Genomic DNA, 20,024 nt, shown 5'->3' with positions numbered 1-20,024 from the left:
AAAAAATTTAAGCGTGCTGTTAGACACGCTTTTTAAGAAGGCTATGTGTTAATTGTAACTAAAACTATAATGCATTATATTTTATCAATCCTGAAATTTTTCCTACTCCCTCAAAAAGAGTATTTCAGTGCAATCCAATGTAAATCCACAATTAATTAAATTATTTCTCATAGGATAATTTTCAACATCAATATCTGCAATCAACTTTTTTATTTTGTATTGATAAGCGAGGTTAATTGCCTTATAGAGTAAGTCCTGTGAAAAATGATTTCCTCTATATTCAGGTACAACCCCTATATAACCAATCCCTGCATCACTGTCTGTAAGTCGTGTAATAATTATAAATCCTATGGGTTTATTTTCAAAATATGCTATTGCTCATAGTTCTCTTTCGAAGTCTAACTGTTTCAATTCTAAAAAGAAATCTCTTGAACCATCTTTCAATCCTTTTTCTTTGATTTCCTTTAGAATTAAGCTGTCTTTATTATCTCTGCTAGTTTGAATAAACAAATCAACCAACAGCGTTTCATCATTTAAATCTATAGCTTTAAATGATAATTTACTGTCTTTATAAGCTGGTGTTACTTGGATAGTATAGCTTTCTTTGTGAATGATATCTTTGAATCCATTTGCTAATAGACTTGAAAATACAGTGTTATAATTCTTTTTGTCTGAATACAAGTCTGTTCTAAATTTCCTATTTGGATATTGCTTTAAAACCTTTGCTAAAAATTCATTTGCATTTTCTTCACTAACATTCTCCAAGGTATATAACCCTAAGTAACAACCATTCATAATAATTGCACGTGCAAGAACTTTATGATTATGTTCTAGGATATAGCAATCTTCTAACTTTATTTTTCCATCTTGAATAGCCTGCTTCAAGTAGTAATTTTGCTCTGGACTTGATGATTGCATTGATGTAACTTTATCAATTTCTTCTTTTGTTGTAAGAATTTTAGTTTTAAATGTAGTTACCACCTTATTACCTCCTTTAATAATCATTGCACTGTATTTTGAAGCAACAAAATACCGAATATTCATATTGAATAATACGGTATTAAGAATAAATTATTTAATTATATATTTATCACCTTCCATTTTAAATACTAATTAAGAAGATTGCATCTTAACAAAGAATCTTTAATTATAGGTTTATAACACTTTCTTATATATGTGTATATTAAAATGTAATGTAGCGGTAAATGACTTTAATTCATTAATTCTATTTTTTATTTCATTTGTGATACTCCAGAAGTATGGTGTCATTGTTATTAGATTTTGAATATCTTCACTATCTTGTAAATGTATATTATACTGAACTTGTCTGTGGTCTATGAGTTCAAAACCTTCTCTGAAATCATTTTTCACTTCATGTTTTCTGGGCTTTTCATATAATCTTTCTTTTAGTTCAAATAAATGCTCCACACCTGGAGTTACAATAATGAGCTTGCCATCATTTTTCAGCACACGACTAAACTCTTTATCTTCACCTTGTGAAAAGTTTCTAATTAAAAAATCTAAAGAATTATCACAAATAGGCAAATTAAAATTACTTCCTACTGCAAAATTAATAGTTTTATCCCGTCCACTAGCATATTTTATTGCTGACTTCGATATGTCTATGCCATAATAGTTAATATTAGTTCTATTACCCTCATTACTTAATTTATTTTTTAGCATTGTTATGAAATAGCCTTCACCACAACCGGCGTCTAGTATATACGCTCCACTAGGCTTTAAATAAAATGCTATTGCATCATTTAATCCTTCCGAAAAATTCGAATAATAACCTTTATTAAGAAAATTTCTTCTATTTCTCATCATTTCCTTATTATCACCAGGGTCTTTAGTTTTCTTTTGATTTGCTAATAAGAGATTAACATAATTTTTTTGAGATATATCAAAAGAATGTTTCTTTTCACACACATACTGACCTTCTAGTTTTATTAGTGGTAAACCACATACTGGGCACTTGTATATATTTTCAAACATTTTATTTTCCAAAATACTCCTCCATAATTTTAAAGCTATTCTAATAGTTATGGATAAACTATTTCCGATGCCTATTATTCATTTACATTTATAACATTATAAACTTATTATGGCATAATATAAATAAAATGTATTCATATGTAAAAAGATGCTATTACGTTCCTTTATTACTTTTTCCGTAAAATAATATGATGAAAGGATGATAAGGATTTATACTCTTCCAGTTTGCTTACCTTTAATTCGATTTCTAACATCTGATCCTGCCATTTCTTATCCTCTTGAATTTCTTGATTTTGTTGTAAATCCCAAAAAGTTCTCATCCCTAGGATTCTTTCTATTTCGAATTTATCTGACCATTCTAATATTTCCGAATCCTCATAGTAATTAATTATACCAAACTGTTGTGCATGTCCATTTTCCCCTGCTAATAATTCATTAGCATGTTCAAAATTATTCAGTAACACTACCATCTGCATAACTCTTCCAGGCTTATTATGTTTTATAATAGAAAGGTAGCTATTTTTCTTTAGTATCCGTGAAAACTCTTTTATAATTTCTTCCCTTTCATCTACATATTCAAGAACATTGTGGCACAATACTACATCAAATGACTCATCTTCAAAATTCTTAAGTTCCTTCATATTTCCTTTTATTTGTGTATAATCATTTTCTGTAAATCTATCCTTAAGCATCTTTTCATTTGGCTCAATTGCTATAACTTCATTGTCTATGGCAAAATGGTTAGCAGTCATACCATTTCCACTTCCAAAATCTAATACTCTTTTATTATTTATGTTTTTTAACTGTTCCCATGTCATTTTCTTTTGTAGCAACTCCCAAGGAGCAATATATTTCGCATCCATTCTTAATCCTCTCTTTCTGCTCTCTCAAGTTGAAATTCAGCAACTCCATAATACTCCATATCATTAGAAAGTTCCGAACTAGAGATTAGACTTATACTCTACATTGCGAATTTCACAGGTTTTATAATCATATTTCCAACCATCATAAACATAATCATTTGGAATTCGCACATAGCATCCGATTGTAATATCACGATTACGTGTTACTATTCCTGACAAACTGTTGTTATCAATATTACCCTCTGCAACAGAAATATGTTCACCTTCACAAGCAAGCACAACCCCTATATGGTCATGCCATGGTGAATCTTTTGATTTATTTTCAGCGGGAATAATATTGTTATAAATTACAATATCGCCCCGTTCAGGAACAAAGCTATCCTGCTCATAAAAGCAAAAATTGTTATGTTTGCTCCATTCATACCATGCTCCAACTCCAGCAAGTCTGAAAGTTGCCGGCGGTGGCTTTAGTGGTAATTGAATTCCTGCTTTTAAGCAACAATGATAGACAAATGCTGCACACCAACCATTTTTTAATTCTTTAAACGCTGATGCTTCTGGATAATATTTTATAATTTCTAAGAAATCTTTGTCTGTTTTTTCTCCACTTATTCTTTTAACGGCAAGCTTTTCTGCTATATTTGCTAACAACATTCTTTTATCTTGAAATTGTGTATGTTCACTTGGATTATATCCATATTCTATTGGTACAGCTTTTATATTAAATTCATTCAACATATTGTTAAGCCTTGGAATAGCAAGATAAAAGATTTTTGATGATGGATTATATAAAAATGGCTGTAAAATATCAGCATCCTTTAAGACTTCATCATATTCATCATGAACATGCGCCATATCGCTGTGATGATAAATTGCCGATAAAATAAGCATTTTCTCATCATCAGAAAATACATCCATTTTTCGAAGTGCAACACGTGCCATTTCAGCTGAATTATACGCATGACCAAAGTAAATTCCAGTCTTGTAAGCATATATGTCATGTAATAGACTACTGATATAGGCTAGTTCTGTGTTGAGCCTACGTTTGTCTGCGATAAACGAACAAGCTTCTGCAACACCATATGTATGGATATATGCAGTTTTTCCATCATCATCAGATGAAATATTTTTTAAGATATCCTCAACATATGCTCTTACAATTTCAATTCTGTTCAATCTTTTCACCTCACTATATTTAAACCTTTACTACTACTCATTTGTAATTTCAACATTATGAACTTATTTTTGTTCATGATTTACAACTGATCACAACAGAGTGATTTATAATTTAAAACCAAACCTGAAATATTATCTTTCCAATAATCATATTCTAGATTAATTCACAAAAATCAGTTTCATTAAAATTTATATTAATTTTTTCATCTTAATAAACTCAAACTCTCCACCATTTGTTTTTTGCATATACTTCTCTACAAACTGGAAGCCTATGTTCTCATATACTTTTATTGCTCGCTTATTGAATGAAGCAACTGCCAACATAATATAATCTTGCTTATACTCAAATTTTTTTATACCAAAGTCAATACCTGCAACTACAAATTCAGTTCCGATCCCTCTCCCAGTTAATTCAGGCTTTAGACCAAAACCTATCCACATAATACCACCTTCAAAGCAGTATGAGTAATAAGCAACTAATTCACATTCATCATTAAGAACCGCGAAATAATGCCCTTCCCAATTATCCTCATTAAGAAATTCCTTTAAATCATCTTCGTCAGCTATTATGTCATAGAATGAATATATGCCATTATACTTCCAATTATATGCAATCTCATTTGCATATTCTTTATTCATAGGAATAAAAACATAGTTCAAAATACCCCCACCTCCTTTGTAAGTTGTATTGTTTTAAATAAATTAGAGCACAAAAAACTACCTCTGCATCAAATAGATATCTATTCACTACGTCATCTGAAAATTAGCTAAATATCAAATTATTTAGTAGAATCAAACCACTACTATCATTTAATATTCACTCCTCTTATTTAATGGGAATAATAGATGAATAATACAATTCCGATCAATTATATAAGTTTGGAATGCTACAAATTATAACAGTTCTTTCTTAAGTCTAATAATTGAAAATGCAGTTTCACTATATTTTTTATCTCCCCCAACACCAATTATTCTATATCTATCACAGTTGAAATTTTAAATGTTTTTCAACATAGATATATTCTCATTTTCTTCATCTCTTATTTTGTATTCTAAACTTTTATATAACGAAAAAGCAGGTTCATTATATCTAAAAACGTTGAGCAATACTTGATTAAGTCCCTTTTCTTTTGCTTCTTTTTCAAGCAAAAATAAGGTCTGTTTTCCATAACCTTGTTTACGGAACTTTTCAAGTATTAAGAAATCACAAATAAAGGCTATATTTTCCATATACTTTTGATACCAGATAAATCCTACATCCTCATTGTCGCTATTTACAACCACATAAATATAATTATCCTTTGTGTACTTTCCTTGTGGAAGCAATTCATTAAAACTTTTTTTTGCATCCTCAAGTGCATTTTCTTCGCTGGATAGACCGGCTTTTATTAAGTCTTTTGAATAACTTAGAATATCCCACTCAGCGAATTTATCAAATTCATCATCACTCATTTCTCTAAACCTTATATTAAAATCTTCCATCTTGAGCCTCCTTAATTATAGTTTCATAACTTCACTATATCCTTATTTTTTAACGATATTTTACTCCATAAGTTATAAGCATAAATAATCATAATAATTTCTTGAAATCCAATGGCAAATATCTCATTTACTCCAGTTGCTAATGTAATATAATTTACAAAATTAAATACAAAATGCCATATAATTATTGGAATTAAACTTTTTGTAATAGTAACAATTTCATCAGCAATTATCCCAAATACTAAAGCAGAAATAATAATAGATTTTTTTTAGGATATTTTTCTTCTAATAATTTTAAAATGATTCCTCTAAAATAGATTTCTTCTGAGATTCCTACTGCTATTGTAAAAAATAAAAGTGTAATAATATATTTTATACTATTTAAATGAATTCCAACTAACAAGAAAGGAGCCTCAGCAATTACTAACGGCAAAAAAAATAAAACTTTCTTTGCACTTCCATTTTCTATTTTTATTAATCCAATTTTTTTAAAACTAATTTTAAATTTCCACATATATACTATTAGAATTATTAATGAGATTAACATAAAACATCCTTGAATAAACATTGTTTGAATATTATTCATCATTAACACTTGTGTTATTACTCCAGATACTACTGGAAAAATCAAGATTACAAATGCCCATATTATAGACTTTAAAATAGGTTTATCTTTTATCATTTAATATTTACCTCTTCTAATTATATAAATAATCCTTGCTACACATTATAATACTATTATGATTTAAATCCCTATCGTTATATCTTCAATTACTTTAAATGCCATATAACTACCTGCATCACGATTACATAAAACAGTACACACACTTTTGTTATGTGGATAATAAGCACTTCTGAAAGAGACTCCAGGATCGCCACCCATAACATGAATTTTCATAACCATGTTATTACATGTATCTAACCATACACCATATCCATAGGCACCACCATTTTCTCCAGTTTTTATTTGTGGAGTACACATAGCTTGTACATTCTGAACTGATAGCAGTTTTCCATTTATCAAAGCATCCCAGAATAAATACATATCACTTGCAGTAGTATATGCCCCTCCATCTCCACCGCCAATGATAGGCACAGAATAAATATTAGACTTTAAGCCTCCCTTTCCATTATCTGTATAACCAATTGCAGTATCACATGGAAGATTGTCCATCGAAAAATAACCGCTATTACTCATTCCACATATGTCAAAAATGTATTTCTGGATAAAAAGTGGAAAATCCACTCCTGAAACTTTTTCTATAATCATAGAAAGTATTACGAATCCACCATTATTATATTTGAAACGAGAACCAGGTTTAAACTCCATTTTTTTATTTTTAAGCAATCTCAAAAAATCACTTGGTGATTTCATAGTATACATTGGAATATTTTCCCACACTTTGGCATAATAAACATCAGCTTCATTATCTTCTTCATCAAAATAGTCGCTAAATCCTGATGTATGGGTAAGTAGATGGTGAATTGTCACCGAATTATCCATATGTGGAAAAAAATTTGGCAAACAATCTGTAACCGAATCATCTAATGACAATTTTCCCATTTCAATTAATTTTAATATGGCAATAGCGGTAAAAATCTTACATCCAGATGCTGTTGGAAATCTCGTATTTATATGATTTTTAATGTGTTCACTTATATTAGCTTCCCCCATAGCTTCTTGTATAACTTTTTTTCCATTAATCGAGAGGAATATGACTCCAGAAAAGTCAGGGTTCTTATTTAATATTTGTGATTTAATAATATGAGCATCCAATATCTTCACACTCCATTTCAAATTTCAAAATTATATTTTCAATATTTAACAATTCAACCTTACCTATCCATATATAAATTTTACCATTAAATTTATACCATGACAAACAATTTATGTTAATATAAATATTTCCTGATAATGTATCATCTCGTTAACAAATACGGATTTTCAATCTTATTAGTACTGAATGTAGTTTAATTACGCATTAGAAAACCGTAGAATTCATTACTGAATAATACGGTTTATTAAAAATTTATTTAGTTCTACAATTGCTACGTTTTATATGAAAAATTTTAAGTAAATAGTTGTATCTTTAAAAAAATCTTATAACTTACAATATAAATTTACCTTTGAATCTCTGTTTACTCTATGACTCAAAATTGTATTTAACAAACGCAACCCCTTGAAATTCACATGCCTTTGACATACCATTTTTTTTATAAAAGGCTTCAGTTTTTTCTGTCTTATCCGTCATCAGTACAATTTGCCTAATATCTTTATATTTATCTAATACTGATTGTAACAGATAAGTTCCTATTCCTTGTCTCTGATACTTTTCTTTTATTAAGATATCCTGTATATAGATAATAGAAGTATCATCTCCAATAACTCTAATCAAGCCAATTAGTTCCTCTCCATCAAAAGCTCCAATATTGAATAATGAATTTTTTACTGCTCTAATTAGTTTATCAGGTTTATCTGTATATCCTAACCACCCAACATTTTTATATAACTCTATTAATTGTTTTAATTCACATGTGCAATTTTCTTTGTATTTTATACTCATTCTTATTCTCCATTTCATATATTTAAATTTGTTACATTATGTGGAGAATTAAGTTCTACCACCTACTAATAATTCCATAATTTAAACATTATCGTATTTCTCCTTTCGACTTACATCTTAGTAACTGTTCTGTAATAGTTTAAGTAACTCCTGAAAATATTTTGATTTATAGTTGTTGTATTTGAAATAAATATTTATTTCTATTCTGTAGCTGGTAAAATCATTTCAGTGGTTTCTAATCCACTTAAAAATCCTAATTTAGAATAAAACAGTTCTGCATCATTACCTAATGTTACAAACAATCTAAGTACAGGATACTCTTCTTTTAAAATAGTTAATGCATGCTTTAACATATTATTTCCGATTCCTTTTCCTTTGAATGATGGTTTAACTGCAAAATCATATACATTGGGCCATTCTTCCCAAATGGATATCAAACTTGCTCCGATTAACTGATTTGTTTTCTTATCATAAACTAGTGTTGAGGCCTTATTTACTAAACTATCTTCAGAATTATTATCAAAATAATCTTGAATTGCTCCATTTATTTCTTCAACACTTAATTTACTTTGAAAATCTTCCACATTTTTAAAAGCATCCTTATAGAATTCAGCTATTCCCATTTGATTTTCTTTTCTTACTGGATCAATTCTATAATCATCATTCCAAATCACCTGGAACTTCTCCGTAGGTCTAATCATACATCTTCTAGATTCTCCTGTTCTAAACCCAAGCCTTTGATAATATTTAACGTATTCTTGCTTAACGTTACCTGCATATATTTCTTCGCTTTTATCAGACCAACTTATTAAAATATTTTTAAGCTTACCTAATACCTTCTGAAACTCGTTGTCATATGGTGGTATTAAAAATAAGCAACTCATATAGTTAGGTTCTGGTGACACTCCTCCTATTCTACAATCATCTTTTTTGATCCAATAACAATTCTCATCATCTTTTAGCACTTCACAACTCAAATTGAAACTCTGTCTAAACCACACATTCGCAGCAAATATTTCATATACTGCAAAATAAGGAGAGAACTCCTCCCAATTGGCATTTTCAATGCTATAACCGTCAAGTAAATCATAACTTTTAGTTAATTGTTCTTTCATTATATGACACCTCGAATCTTTTTCTTCTAATTTATGCACTATATAAATAGTATCATGTAATTTATCCTATATCAAACAATTTATGTAAATGGGGCATTTTCTAATACCATTGTAAAACCAAATCATTACTTCCTAATTCTTAGTATTTCTTAATAGAAAAAATAAAAAGCCATAAATCTAATTATGACTTTTTGATATTATACTTTGAGAGATATTACACTTAATTTAACATAGCCCTGTCAATAAACTCATCTTCGTACATTTTGCTTTATATGTACTCTATTCATCTACGGTCTACGGTGACCATAGTGCTCCTCCCAATATATATCCGTAAAATCAACTGTTGGAAGTTGTATTATTATTTCAGTTCCATTTGTACTTTGAGTACCACCTTGATTATCTACTTCCTCTTGAACATCTGCTTTAGTTTCTGATTGAACCTTTGCTTCTGCTTCCGCCTGAGCCTTTACTCTCATTTCTTCCTCAGCCTTCGCTTTCGCTTCCTCCTGAGCTTTTGCTTTCGCTGCTTCTGCCTTTGCTTTCGCTTCAGCTTCAGCTTTTTCTTCTTCTTGCTTTTTAATTTCTAATTTCTTATTTATTTCAGCTGTCAATGCTATTACTTCTTCATTAGCATTAACAAATTCTTTTTCATGTCTTAATTTTTTTATACTTCCAATTTTATTAACAATTGAATCTTTGTCATCTAACTTACTTATATCAATAGCTTCAAGCTCTGAAATACTTTTATTTATTAACTCAATGTTAATATTAGTTAAATCATCTTTGAATTGGCTTAATTCTTCTTTTAGTCCTTCTACTTTTTTAAATTCTTTATTGGCAATAATCTGCTCACACTTATTTATTAAATCTTGGTATTTTGTTTCATTCTTATCTATAATATACGTACTAATATCATCCTTATATTCTTCTATATAATTATTAAATTCTGCTATTACTTTATTTTTTTTATGACTTGTATAAGTAACAACTCCAGTTATAGCAACTATTACTACTATTATAATCATTATTATTATTTTTTTATTATTTTTCATTTTATCCCCCTCTATGTATGAAATAAAATATATTTGGAAACCCCTAAGTCTCCATTTATTTCAATGTTTTTGAATTATGGCATAGTAATTTAATAAAATTTGGTTATATAGTTGCTGCGCCTTATAATAAAATTATTCATTAGAATCTAAATTATTATCAGTTACTTTTTCAGATTCATTAATTGTATTTAAATACGTTCACTTTAGACATATTATAACATATTTTCTAATATCGTGCTATTTGATTTTCAAAGAACAATGTGGGGTTATCCTACACCCTTCGTTAGTTTATTATTTATTTGAAATGCGACGTAAAAACACCGCAAAATTCAATTCTGAATAATGCGGTGTTTAGAATAATTATTCGGTTTTTTATTGTTGTGATGCTAAATAAGAATTATTGTGTATTAAATTTTCCTTAAATTATGCTTATTTTCTTCACTTTAGGATCGCATTAACATAATAAAACTTTTCTCTTCGATGGTTATCCGGGTTGGAGTCACTGTAGAAATACTCTGTATGTTTTATGAGTTCTATCTTAAAATTTGCTAAGAGTTCTTTGATATCATTTAAGTTAGCATAATAATGAGGTATACCTTTTTCAAATCCATCTCGGCTTATAATAGTATTTTTGTCTAATTTGTTAGATCTACCCTCAATAAATTCTGTACTTTCTTTTGAGCAAAATGACAAATATACCTCACCATTTGGCTTAAGCACCCTTTCAATTTCTGCAATTGTTTTTTTCATGCCAATTGAATCGGTATGAGAAATAACATGGTAAGCAAAGATACAGTCAAAGGATTGATTGGAGTAATTGAGGGATAGCATATCACCAACCTCTGCATTTATAAGTTGATTTTCTTTTGCAGCCCATGTTTTTAAATATTGAACAGCATAATCAGAAATATCCATTGCTGTTACATTGAATCCTTGTTTTGAAAAATAAATGGCATGGCGACCAAGTCCTGTTCCTAAATCTAAAAGATCAACATAACCTGATTCCCTCCATTTATTTGCTAAGTAAATGCAATTATCTACAGGCTTACGATGTGGTGATGGGTCAATATTCCTCCAATTATGTCCTTTAAGGTTAACAATTTGCTCACTGTTGTTATCCATTTCAATATCTCCTTTTACTGTTAGTAGAAAAGTGATACGTGGAAATAGATTAAGCTTACCACCTTTCTTACGTGCTGCTGATGGTGATATCCCGTGAATCTCTTTGAAAGCGCGCGTAAATGACTCTGGAGATTCATAACCATATTTCAAGGCAACATCGATGACCTTTATAGAATTTGTTTGCAGTTCAATAGCAGCCAATGTCATACGTCTTCTGCGAATATAATCATATATCGATATATTCATAAATACAGAAAATGTACGCTGAAAACTAACTGTAGATTGACACATTATATTTGCAACTTTATCTAAATCAATGTTGCTGTCTAAGTGATCTTCAATATAGTCAAATGCTTCGTTGATTCGTTCATACCAGTTCAAACGTATCCCTCCTCTCTGAAAACAGTATAGTAGATGAATAAATAAAATTCCTTGCACTTTTGGTTTCACTCCTGCAAGGTTATTGCTCAAAATATAAATAATTGGCAGGTTGCGTTAAATTACCATTCCAACCTTATTACTAGTAATTATATTATGTATAACCAATTAATTCTAGACAAACCATATATGAAAGAAGATTTTCAAGCAATTTTTTCACCGCATTATTCAATTTTCAAAGAATAAATTTCATTATCTAATTCGCAATATCTACAAATTCAATAATTTATTTGAATTACAAAACAAAAATACCGCATATTCATGTTGAATAATACGGTATTATGAATGCGTTATTTAATTATATATTTGGTTCGCTATTTAAGAATATTGATTGCTAAGAGTTAAGATTTTTTTCTGTTTTCATTGCTCTCATAGAGTTTAATACCGCAATTAGTGTTACACCTACATCACCAAATACAGCCTCCCACATAGTTCCTAATCCAAGAGCTACAAGTACTAATATTATTGCTTTAATCCCTAAAGCAAAAACAATATTTTGCATAACTATTGCTCTTGTTTTCTTAGCTATTTTTATTGCAGATGCAATCTTTGAAGGCTCATCAGTCATTATTACAACGTCAGCAGCTTCTATTGCCGCATCTGAACCGACACCACCCATAGCTATACCTATATCTGCTCTTGCTAAAACTGGAGCATCATTTATTCCATCGCCAACAAATATTAACTTGCCTTTAGAGGATTTTTCTTTATCTAATAATTCTACTTTTTCAACTTTTTGATCTGGTAATAACTCTGAATAAACTTCGTCTAACCCTAATTGCTTGGCAACTTTAGTTCCAACAACTTTATTATCTCCTGTAAGCATAACAGTTTTTTTAACGCCAATTTCTTTTAAGGCTTTAATTGCCTTAGCTGAATCTTCTTTCACTTCATCTGAGATAACTATATATCCTGCATACTCTTTATTAACAGCAACATGCACTACAGTTCCTATAGTTTCAACTTGTGCATAGGATATATTTTCTTTATTCATTAACTTGTAATTACCTGCTAAAACTTCTTTTCCTAAAACAGTAGCTTTTACACCATGTCCTGAAATCTCTTCATAATTTTCAATTGATTCATTAGCTACTTCCTTACTATATGCTTTAACAATAGAAGTTGCTATTGGATGATTTGAAAAACTCTCAGCAAAGGCTGCATAAGTGATAAGTTCGTCCCTTGTTACATTGCCTTGAGGTTGTATTTCTGTCACCTTAAATACACCCTTAGTTAATGTTCCAGTTTTATCAAACACTACAACTTCTACATTATTTAATGCCTCAAGATAGTTTCCACCCTTAACAAGTATTCCATTTTTTGAAGCTCCACCTATACCACCAAAGAAACCAAGTGGAATAGATACAACTAAAGCACATGGACAGGATACAACTAAAAAGGCTAATGCTCTATATATCCACTCTGAGAAGGTAGCTCCGCTTATAAATAGTGGTGGCAATATAGCTAATGCTAATGCAGAGAAAACCACAGCAGGTGTATAATATCTTGCAAATTTTGTTATAAAGTTCTCTGTCGGAGCTTTTTTACTACTTGCATTTTGAACTAAATCAAGTATCTTAGCAATAGTAGAATCTCCAAATTCTTTTTCTACTTCTATAGTTAATAGTCCATTTTTATTAATAACTCCACCTAGTACATCATCTCCTACTTCTACCTCTCTAGGAACTGATTCACCAGTAAGTGCAGAAGTATCTACCATAGAATTTCCTTCAATTACTTTACCATCTAGAGGAACCTTTTCCCCAGGTCTTACAACTATAATATCACCTATACTAACCTCTTCTGGTGATACCTTTTTAATATCACTACCAATTTTTAAGTTCGCAAAATCCGGTCTTATATCCATTAATTCTGCTATGGATTTTCTTGAGCGATTTACAGCCATACCTTGGAATATTTCCCCTAATTGATAGAATAGCATAACCGCTACACCTTCTGGAAACTCACCAATAGCAAAAGCTCCAATAGTAGCTATACTCATAAGGAAGTTTTCATCAAAAATTTGGCCTCCTCTAATATTTTTCAATGCTCTTAATACAACTTCTCCACCAACAAGGAGATAACTCACTAAAAACAATGATAACTCAACATAAAAATTAAAATTAAAAGCTGTAGCAATAGCAAAAATTGCTGCACCAACTCCAAGTCTTACAAATTCCTTTTTGCTATTTCCATGATCATGATTATGATCATGGGATCTTTGCTTTCTATTTTGATTTCCTTCTTCTACGTATACTTTTACATCAGGTTCAATCTTTTTAACAATTTGTTTAACCGATTCAACAATGTTATCTTTATCGCTATTATTTTCCACTTCTAGAATAAGTTTTTGAGCTACAAAGTCAACTACAGCACTACTAACATTAGTAATATTTTGAGATTCTTTTTCAATTTTTGATGCACAATTTGCACAGCATAAACCCTCAAGCATTATCACTAATTTATTTGACTTTCCTACAGTCTTTTCCTTAACTTTTACATGTGATTCAATTTTGTTTATGGACTCTATAGATGAAGCAATTAACTCATTAACTTTACTTATTTCTTCTAATTCCATAGTTAAAGTTTTAGTGACAAAATTTACTGATGCATTGGCAATTCCATCAATATTATTTAGTTTTGTCTCTATTTTTGATGCACAATGTGCACAGTCTAACCCTTCCAAAATGAATTGCTTTCTTATCTTTCCAACGTTTTTATTTGTCGCTGTTCTCAATTCCATAATCGTATTTGATTTATTATTTGATTGAGATTTTATTTGTAATGATTTATTTTCTTTAACCTTAGGTTTTGAAACTTTATTACTCATTCCCCTGCCCCCTAAATTCCTTATTTTTCATATAAATGTTCTAATCCTTGATCAAATATCCCCTTAACATGATCATCATCTAGGGAATAGTATACAACTTTTCCTTCTTTTCTATTCTTTACCAATCTAGTCTGTTTAAGAACTCTCAACTGATGGGATATTGCTGATTGGTTCATTCCAAGTAGTGCTGCAATATCACAAACACACATTTCTGCTTGGAATAATGCACAAATAATTTTTATTCTTGTACTATCTCCAAAAACCTTGAATAAATCTGCTAATTCATATAAATCTTCTTCATCTGGAATAGTTTCCTTTACTCTCTTAATCACATCTTCGTGGATAGTATTACAATTACAGGTATTAGTTATTTCATTTTCGTTATTCATTTATATATCACCTCATTAGAATATATGCATACTTGTTCATATGTTTATATATTCAGTATATGCATCTTTTTCATATTTGTCAAAGATTTTTATTATAATTTCTAAAATTTTTTTCAAAATAAAAGAAGCTGTATATTTACTTATATACAACTTCATTCTTTTAATAGTAATTTTAATTTTTTAATTTTATGCTCTACGACTTTAAAAAAAGCAATGCAGAACAACTGTTAGACTTGTATTATTCCTTTTCAACAGGAAACCAAAGTTCATATTTGGAGTTATCTTTGAGAAAATCTTCATCTGGATATACTTCAATGTCTGGGTAATTTTCATTAGCTCGCCTATATCCAGATGATGGCAACCATTCACTCCAAAATCCCCCAATAAGATCTGGTATTGTGCCTTCTTGCTCAAAAATTACCCATGTTGTGGCGGGAACTTCAAGTTTTTCTAAGTCTAGCAAATCTTGTTTTGTAGTTGAAGCGGCAATGAAATAATCAAATTCATGCCCACTGAAATTAGCACACACTCCTAACAAACCTTTTGGTTCGGCATTTGCTAAAGATAGGATTTTATCATATGTCTCCTGTGGTGTTTCACGCCAAAAATTTGGAATATGGTGATCACCCTCCATGTCATTGCGAAATTTTTTTTGATTCCTATAACTGAAAAAGCAGGTTTTGTTTCAATTCTACACTTCATCTCGACATCTCCTTTTATTTTTATTTGAAAGGCAATGCGGGGATATGTGGTTATAGAAATCCCTCTACTTCTTGCATATTGTGGAGACACCTTATGTTGAATTTGGAATGCTCTGTTAAATGCCGTTGGTGACGAATAACCATATTTCATAGAAATATCTATAATTTTTTCATTACTATTTTGAAGCTCTAAAGCAGCAAGCGAAAGACGTTGACGTCGAATATATTCATTTAAAGGTATTCCTGTAACAATTTTAAACATGTTTGTCAAACTATTAAGCGAACAAAATGCCAATTTTGCTGAATAATTGAAATCAATTTCTTTGTCTAAATTATCTTCAATATAGTCAAGTGCAAGGTTCATTCGTATCGTCCAATCCACAACACATCATCCTTTCATTTATAAGTATATCGAGAATTAAGTATAAAATCCTCTCTTTCATTACATAAAAATGAGAGCTTCCAATACACATTATATAAATAATCTTTTTTCATCCTAGTATACTATTACAATTTAAATCCCTATTGTTATATACATATAATAGCATATCTTCCAATACTGAACTATTCAATTTTTAAAGGTCAACTATATAAGAATATAGTGTTGTACTTTCCTTTGGTTATTTCGCTATTTTCTTGAATTGTGAAATAAAAAACTAACGTAAAATTCAATTCTGAATAATATGGTAGTTTAGTCGTTAAATAAGAATTTGTTCTCTTAAAATTGATTTAATCTCCACTGCAAAATTGAAATTTAGAAAGCGTTCCAAATGAAGCAGAATACAAATACACATCCCCATGCATTATTAGTTTCTCTTTTTACTATAAGCATACCGTAAATAGCTATGAATGTAGTGATTATTTCAATAATACCCCAAAAAGATATACTAAAGGGATGAAATAAAATACATATCACAGCACAAGCAATAGCACCTATGTTAAACCACTTACTTTTAGGTGGATACACACTGTTTAATTTATCGCTAATAACAACATAATTAAATCCTTCAAAAAATCCCCACACTATAAAAATCAATGCCATTCCTAAAATATTGATTGGAATACCACTTTCTAATACATCATTTGTAATAATAATGCTGAGTGGGTGATAACCTGTATATTGTCCTGATATAAAAATATACATTAAGTATGGAATAAAACATATAATTGAAACTAATGTAGATTTCATTGTATTTCTTTTTACTAATCCAAAATCAGAAAATCGTTCCTTTCTAAAAATACATACTACTGTAATTCCTAATCCAGCTATACCAAATTGAACACCTGCATTAAGTAACAAACGTAGGACAATAGAATTATTAGAATCCTTTATGTAATTAACCATTTGATTTCCAAACAGCATATATAATATAAATGATCCCAATGTTATTAATGTAATAATCCATATATCAGCATCTAGCTTTCTTTGCTCTAAAGTTAAGCTTTTTTTACCCATCTTATCTTATACCCCTCCTCTAATTTATAAACCTTTATGTCTATATAATATAATTATTAACCTTGAAGATATGGTAAAAATATTTCATTACACCAACGTCCCATTGATTTCTCAATCCACGGCTGATTATAAATTTTTTCATGTTGACAACTTATCTATTGCTTCTTCAATCATAACCTTTCCATCCTAAAGAATTGATAAATTTCTATTCATCTTTCTTTATTAAGTAAATTATCACAAATAGTTTTTAAATCTTCAATATAATTCAAAAGTGTTATAGAATATTCCTTGAGTTTTTCAGGATTTTTTTCATATCCTTGTAGCAATGTATATTGTCTCTTATAATATTCCATCAATTTTTGAAAATTAGATGAATAGGTGCTTATATCTTGAATCTTCCCATTAATAACTACGTATTGAATGTGTTGCATAATTTCAAGAAACTGGTCAGCGGAATATCCTACTGTTTTCTTAAAATCACGCAATACCCATTGGCGTTCAAAAACATTTCTTTTCATCCAACCAGAATATTGTTCTTTATAAACTTTTACCACATTCATAACAGTTGGAATAATGTTTTGATAATCATTACTTTTAGTGGTTTCTTTACTATCTAATTTTAGCAGTAAGCTAGAATCAGACAAAACCTGTATAGCACCAATTTCTTGACCGTCATATCTATCAGCCATTAAAACTGATATAGCAAATCCAGTGCCAGCCTCTTCAATTCCAAGTATGTGATTTTCATTCATTTCATAAAATTCTTCTGTTGTTATTCCCATATGAGATGACACTATCTCTATTCCCTTCATTGCTGTTTCTGTTTTAACGAGTCCTGGACCGATAGTATATACTTTTATATTTGTACTTTCCAGTTCTCCATATAGAGTATTTGACAATTCTACCTGTGCTGTTTTAAATACTTCATATGCTCCCATAAAAGGTGCAGCACCAGATGATGAAACAAAAACAATTGTTCCAGAATTTTTTTGTTTCATGAGTGGTAAAGCTAATTGTGTTAATAGTAATGGAGCTTTGAAATTAACGGCATAACTCTTATCCCATACATCAATAGAAACTTTTTCTACTGTTCCCATAGCAGTCATGGTCGCATTGTTAAATAAAACATCTATGCGACCATATTTATCTTTCACATGAGAAACCAGAGCATATATCTGATTTTCATCGGATAAATCAATTTCATAAAATTCTACAGAGTTTTTACTAAATATACCATCTAAAGTTCTTTGAGCGCATAACATTTTTCGTTTATCTATTTCAGCGACAATAACCTTTGCCCCCATATAAACCAGTGCTTTTGCAGTTTCAAAACCTATCCCACCTCCTGCACCAGTTAAAAGTATAACTTTATCTTTCAATCTATTTCTAAAAGATATATTTTTTTCTATAAGCATCATAATCTCCTTTTTTATAATTGCCTATTGCTAAATAATTACTATTTCTCAATATCCTACAATAGTACCTTACCATTATATAAATTGTATCATGTAATTTATTACATAACAAACAATTTATTCAAGGGATCTTTTCTAATAGGGTGTTGAAAAATAAAATGGTTTCCTCAAAAATTAATTAAGCAAGTATAAGTTGCTAAGTATAAGGTTACTGCATATTCTTATATTATAACAGTCAGTACAATGTTATATCATAAGCTTAAGAAATTTAAAATAGAGCCAGTACACTGAGAATTATACCAAGTGCACTGGCCCATTATATCATATTATAGAATATTTTACTTTTTATAGGACTTACCCTACCCAATATTATTGTTTATTGATACAATTCAATCTATTAGTTTTATCCAACAATTGGGCATAAAGGAACTCTAACTAAAACAAGATCATCTGTTGTGTCGGTTTCAACATCAAATACTAAAAATACTTCGTTTTCAAATACAAATGAACAAATAAGATTTACTTCTGTTCCAGGTTCTGGAGTTGGAATTTCGTCTGGACCTACTATGCTACAAAGACCAATCTGTAGTATTAGTGCTGCTGCTTGAGCAGGTGTTAGTCTTATTATAAGCACTTCTTCAATATCTTCTCCTGGAACTTCTACTTCTATTTCAACGAGTAATACAAAAACAGCTGGAGCTAATTGAGCAACACATGTTGCTCCAATTGTGACAGGACTGTTTTGAGTCACTATTTTTTTTTTGATTTCATTTAAAGATTCGGTTGAAAGCATTATATCATCACCTATTATTATATTAGAGACGGGGAGCTTGTCCTTACCTCTAATAATAGTATATATTGTATTGAGAAAAGGGTTACTACTTTTTCTATAAAAGTGAGCTCTTTTATAGAAATTACTATGTTTAAAAGAACATAACAATCTGACTTACAAAAATCTAATCTCCTTTTATACCAAACCCTATCCACCTACCATCAACATCCTCAACAACAAACTCTTGATTATGGTAATCTGTATTAAATAATGGGCGAACAACATTTGCACCCATATTTGTTAACTTTTCTTGTAACTTTTCTTGATTATCTGTTATAAAATATGCATCATACCCATAACCATACAATTTTCTATTTGGAATTACTTCCTGTCCATTAGATTTTGTTAAAATAATTTCTGTTGAATCGCGATATAAACAAATATGTGGTTCTTTAGAATCAAGATACTTTACTGCTTTAAATCCCATTACTTTCTCATAATAATCAGATGTCCTTTCTATGTTCAGTGTTGGAAACACACAGTGTGACATATACAACATTTTTCTCATAATCCTCATCCCTTCAGGTATAATATTTTCTTCTACATAATATCTTAACTACATGAAAATTATACCACGATTTATATATGTTGAGA

The 20,024-nt window shown here is 29.8% G+C and carries 21 protein-coding genes; all 21 read right to left on the bottom strand.

All coding sequences use genetic code 11. The annotated features are described in order from the left end of the window. Positions 1-102: 102 nt before the first annotated feature. Complete coding sequence (locus ABDZ93_RS20055; RefSeq protein ID WP_425544752.1) at positions 103-375, bottom strand: GNAT family N-acetyltransferase; 273 nt, start codon at positions 373-375, stop codon at positions 103-105. 3 nt (positions 376-378) lie between these two features. Further along, positions 379-981: a hypothetical protein gene (locus ABDZ93_RS01345; RefSeq protein ID WP_343822923.1), complete on the bottom strand. Its 603-nt coding sequence runs from the start codon at positions 979-981 to the stop codon at positions 379-381. Positions 982-1,155: 174 nt separating this feature from the next. Continuing rightward, a complete protein-coding gene (locus ABDZ93_RS01340) occupies positions 1,156-2,007 on the bottom strand; it encodes a putative RNA methyltransferase (RefSeq protein ID WP_343822921.1) in 852 nt (283 codons plus the stop codon). 155 nt (positions 2,008-2,162) lie between these two features. Continuing rightward, on the bottom strand, positions 2,163-2,858 hold the full coding sequence (locus tag ABDZ93_RS01335; RefSeq protein ID WP_343822919.1) for a class I SAM-dependent methyltransferase: 696 nt from the start codon (positions 2,856-2,858) through the stop codon (positions 2,163-2,165). Between the two features lie 78 nt (positions 2,859-2,936). Then, positions 2,937-4,034 carry an HD domain-containing protein gene (locus ABDZ93_RS01330; RefSeq protein ID WP_343822917.1) on the bottom strand — a complete coding sequence of 366 codons (1,098 nt, stop codon included), beginning with the start codon at positions 4,032-4,034 and terminating at the stop codon, positions 2,937-2,939. 189 nt (positions 4,035-4,223) lie between these two features. Further along, positions 4,224-4,694 (bottom strand): GNAT family N-acetyltransferase, encoded by a 471-nt coding sequence (locus ABDZ93_RS01325; protein WP_343822915.1) that lies wholly within the window; start codon positions 4,692-4,694, stop codon positions 4,224-4,226. A gap of 336 nt (positions 4,695-5,030) precedes the next feature. Then, complete coding sequence (locus tag ABDZ93_RS01320) at positions 5,031-5,516, bottom strand: GNAT family N-acetyltransferase (RefSeq protein ID WP_343822913.1); 486 nt, start codon at positions 5,514-5,516, stop codon at positions 5,031-5,033. 241 nt (positions 5,517-5,757) lie between these two features. Continuing rightward, complete coding sequence (locus tag ABDZ93_RS01315; protein ID WP_343822911.1) at positions 5,758-6,198, bottom strand: CPBP family glutamic-type intramembrane protease; 441 nt, start codon at positions 6,196-6,198, stop codon at positions 5,758-5,760. Positions 6,199-6,261: 63 nt separating this feature from the next. Next, positions 6,262-7,302, bottom strand: a complete 1,041-nt coding sequence (locus ABDZ93_RS01310; RefSeq protein WP_343822909.1) for a serine hydrolase domain-containing protein — start codon at positions 7,300-7,302, stop codon at positions 6,262-6,264. 358 nt (positions 7,303-7,660) lie between these two features. Continuing rightward, positions 7,661-8,080 carry a GNAT family N-acetyltransferase gene (locus ABDZ93_RS01305; protein WP_343822907.1) on the bottom strand — a complete coding sequence of 140 codons (420 nt, stop codon included), beginning with the start codon at positions 8,078-8,080 and terminating at the stop codon, positions 7,661-7,663. A 200-nt stretch (positions 8,081-8,280) separates the two neighbouring features. Continuing rightward, positions 8,281-9,195 carry a GNAT family N-acetyltransferase gene (locus ABDZ93_RS01300; protein WP_343822905.1) on the bottom strand — a complete coding sequence of 305 codons (915 nt, stop codon included), beginning with the start codon at positions 9,193-9,195 and terminating at the stop codon, positions 8,281-8,283. A gap of 287 nt (positions 9,196-9,482) precedes the next feature. Next, positions 9,483-10,247 (bottom strand): hypothetical protein, encoded by a 765-nt coding sequence (locus ABDZ93_RS01295; RefSeq protein ID WP_343822903.1) that lies wholly within the window; start codon positions 10,245-10,247, stop codon positions 9,483-9,485. A gap of 438 nt (positions 10,248-10,685) precedes the next feature. Further along, a complete protein-coding gene (locus ABDZ93_RS01290) occupies positions 10,686-11,750 on the bottom strand; it encodes a methyltransferase domain-containing protein (protein ID WP_343822901.1) in 1,065 nt (354 codons plus the stop codon). A 391-nt stretch (positions 11,751-12,141) separates the two neighbouring features. Further along, entirely contained in the window at positions 12,142-14,550 is a 2,409-nt protein-coding gene (locus tag ABDZ93_RS01285) for a heavy metal translocating P-type ATPase (protein ID WP_343824495.1), read from the bottom strand. Between the two features lie 107 nt (positions 14,551-14,657). Then, entirely contained in the window at positions 14,658-15,026 is a 369-nt protein-coding gene (locus ABDZ93_RS01280; RefSeq protein ID WP_343822899.1) for an ArsR/SmtB family transcription factor, read from the bottom strand. Positions 15,027-15,264: 238 nt separating this feature from the next. Then, entirely contained in the window at positions 15,265-15,660 is a 396-nt protein-coding gene (locus tag ABDZ93_RS01275; RefSeq protein WP_343822897.1) for a GyrI-like domain-containing protein, read from the bottom strand. Beyond that, positions 15,585-16,109, bottom strand: a complete 525-nt coding sequence (locus ABDZ93_RS01270) for a helix-turn-helix transcriptional regulator (protein ID WP_343822895.1) — start codon at positions 16,107-16,109, stop codon at positions 15,585-15,587. The genes ABDZ93_RS01275 and ABDZ93_RS01270 overlap by 76 nt, the downstream gene beginning before the upstream one ends. 372 nt (positions 16,110-16,481) lie before the next feature. Further along, positions 16,482-17,183, bottom strand: a complete 702-nt coding sequence (locus ABDZ93_RS01265; protein ID WP_343822893.1) for a hypothetical protein — start codon at positions 17,181-17,183, stop codon at positions 16,482-16,484. Between the two features lie 209 nt (positions 17,184-17,392). Beyond that, the gene (locus tag ABDZ93_RS01260; RefSeq protein WP_343822892.1) at positions 17,393-18,601 is read right to left on the bottom strand and encodes an SDR family NAD(P)-dependent oxidoreductase; all 1,209 of its coding nucleotides are present in this window, start codon (positions 18,599-18,601) and stop codon (positions 17,393-17,395) included. A gap of 400 nt (positions 18,602-19,001) precedes the next feature. Continuing rightward, a complete protein-coding gene (locus ABDZ93_RS01255) occupies positions 19,002-19,391 on the bottom strand; it encodes a spore coat protein (RefSeq protein ID WP_343824494.1) in 390 nt (129 codons plus the stop codon). A 163-nt stretch (positions 19,392-19,554) separates the two neighbouring features. Continuing rightward, the gene (locus ABDZ93_RS01250; RefSeq protein ID WP_343822891.1) at positions 19,555-19,938 is read right to left on the bottom strand and encodes a VOC family protein; all 384 of its coding nucleotides are present in this window, start codon (positions 19,936-19,938) and stop codon (positions 19,555-19,557) included. Positions 19,939-20,024: the final 86 nt, after the last annotated feature.

The sequence above is a fragment of the Clostridium subterminale genome, from assembly GCF_039521425.1.
In the GTDB taxonomy this organism is placed as follows: Bacteria; Bacillota; Clostridia; order Clostridiales; family Clostridiaceae; genus Clostridium_J; species Clostridium_J subterminale.
The sequence above is the reverse complement of the archived record's forward strand: the minus strand, read 5'-3'. Positions and strand labels throughout refer to the sequence as shown.

Excerpts from the sequence above, each read along its gene's own strand:
- ABDZ93_RS01335 (WP_343822919.1), bottom strand. The coding sequence starts at position 2,858 with ATGGATGCGAAATATATTGCTCCTTGGGAGTTGCTACAAAAGAAAATG.
- ABDZ93_RS01320 (WP_343822913.1), bottom strand. The coding sequence starts at position 5,516 with ATGGAAGATTTTAATATAAGGTTTAGAGAAATGAGTGATGATGAATTT.
- ABDZ93_RS01315 (WP_343822911.1), bottom strand. The coding sequence starts at position 6,198 with ATGATAAAAGATAAACCTATTTTAAAGTCTATAATATGGGCATTTGTA.
- ABDZ93_RS01305 (WP_343822907.1), bottom strand. The coding sequence starts at position 8,080 with ATGAGTATAAAATACAAAGAAAATTGCACATGTGAATTAAAACAATTA.
- ABDZ93_RS01300 (WP_343822905.1), bottom strand. The coding sequence starts at position 9,195 with ATGAAAGAACAATTAACTAAAAGTTATGATTTACTTGACGGTTATAGC.
- ABDZ93_RS01295 (WP_343822903.1), bottom strand. The coding sequence starts at position 10,247 with ATGAAAAATAATAAAAAAATAATAATAATGATTATAATAGTAGTAATA.
- ABDZ93_RS01285 (WP_343824495.1), bottom strand. The coding sequence starts at position 14,550 with ATGGAATTGAGAACAGCGACAAATAAAAACGTTGGAAAGATAAGAAAG.
- ABDZ93_RS01280 (WP_343822899.1), bottom strand. The coding sequence starts at position 15,026 with ATGAATAACGAAAATGAAATAACTAATACCTGTAATTGTAATACTATC.
- ABDZ93_RS01275 (WP_343822897.1), bottom strand. The coding sequence starts at position 15,660 with ATGGAGGGTGATCACCATATTCCAAATTTTTGGCGTGAAACACCACAG.
- ABDZ93_RS01265 (WP_343822893.1), bottom strand. The coding sequence starts at position 17,183 with ATGGGTAAAAAAAGCTTAACTTTAGAGCAAAGAAAGCTAGATGCTGAT.
- ABDZ93_RS01260 (WP_343822892.1), bottom strand. The coding sequence starts at position 18,601 with ATGATGCTTATAGAAAAAAATATATCTTTTAGAAATAGATTGAAAGAT.
- ABDZ93_RS01255 (WP_343824494.1), bottom strand. The coding sequence starts at position 19,391 with ATGCTTTCAACCGAATCTTTAAATGAAATCAAAAAAAAAATAGTGACT.
- ABDZ93_RS01250 (WP_343822891.1), bottom strand. The coding sequence starts at position 19,938 with ATGAGAAAAATGTTGTATATGTCACACTGTGTGTTTCCAACACTGAAC.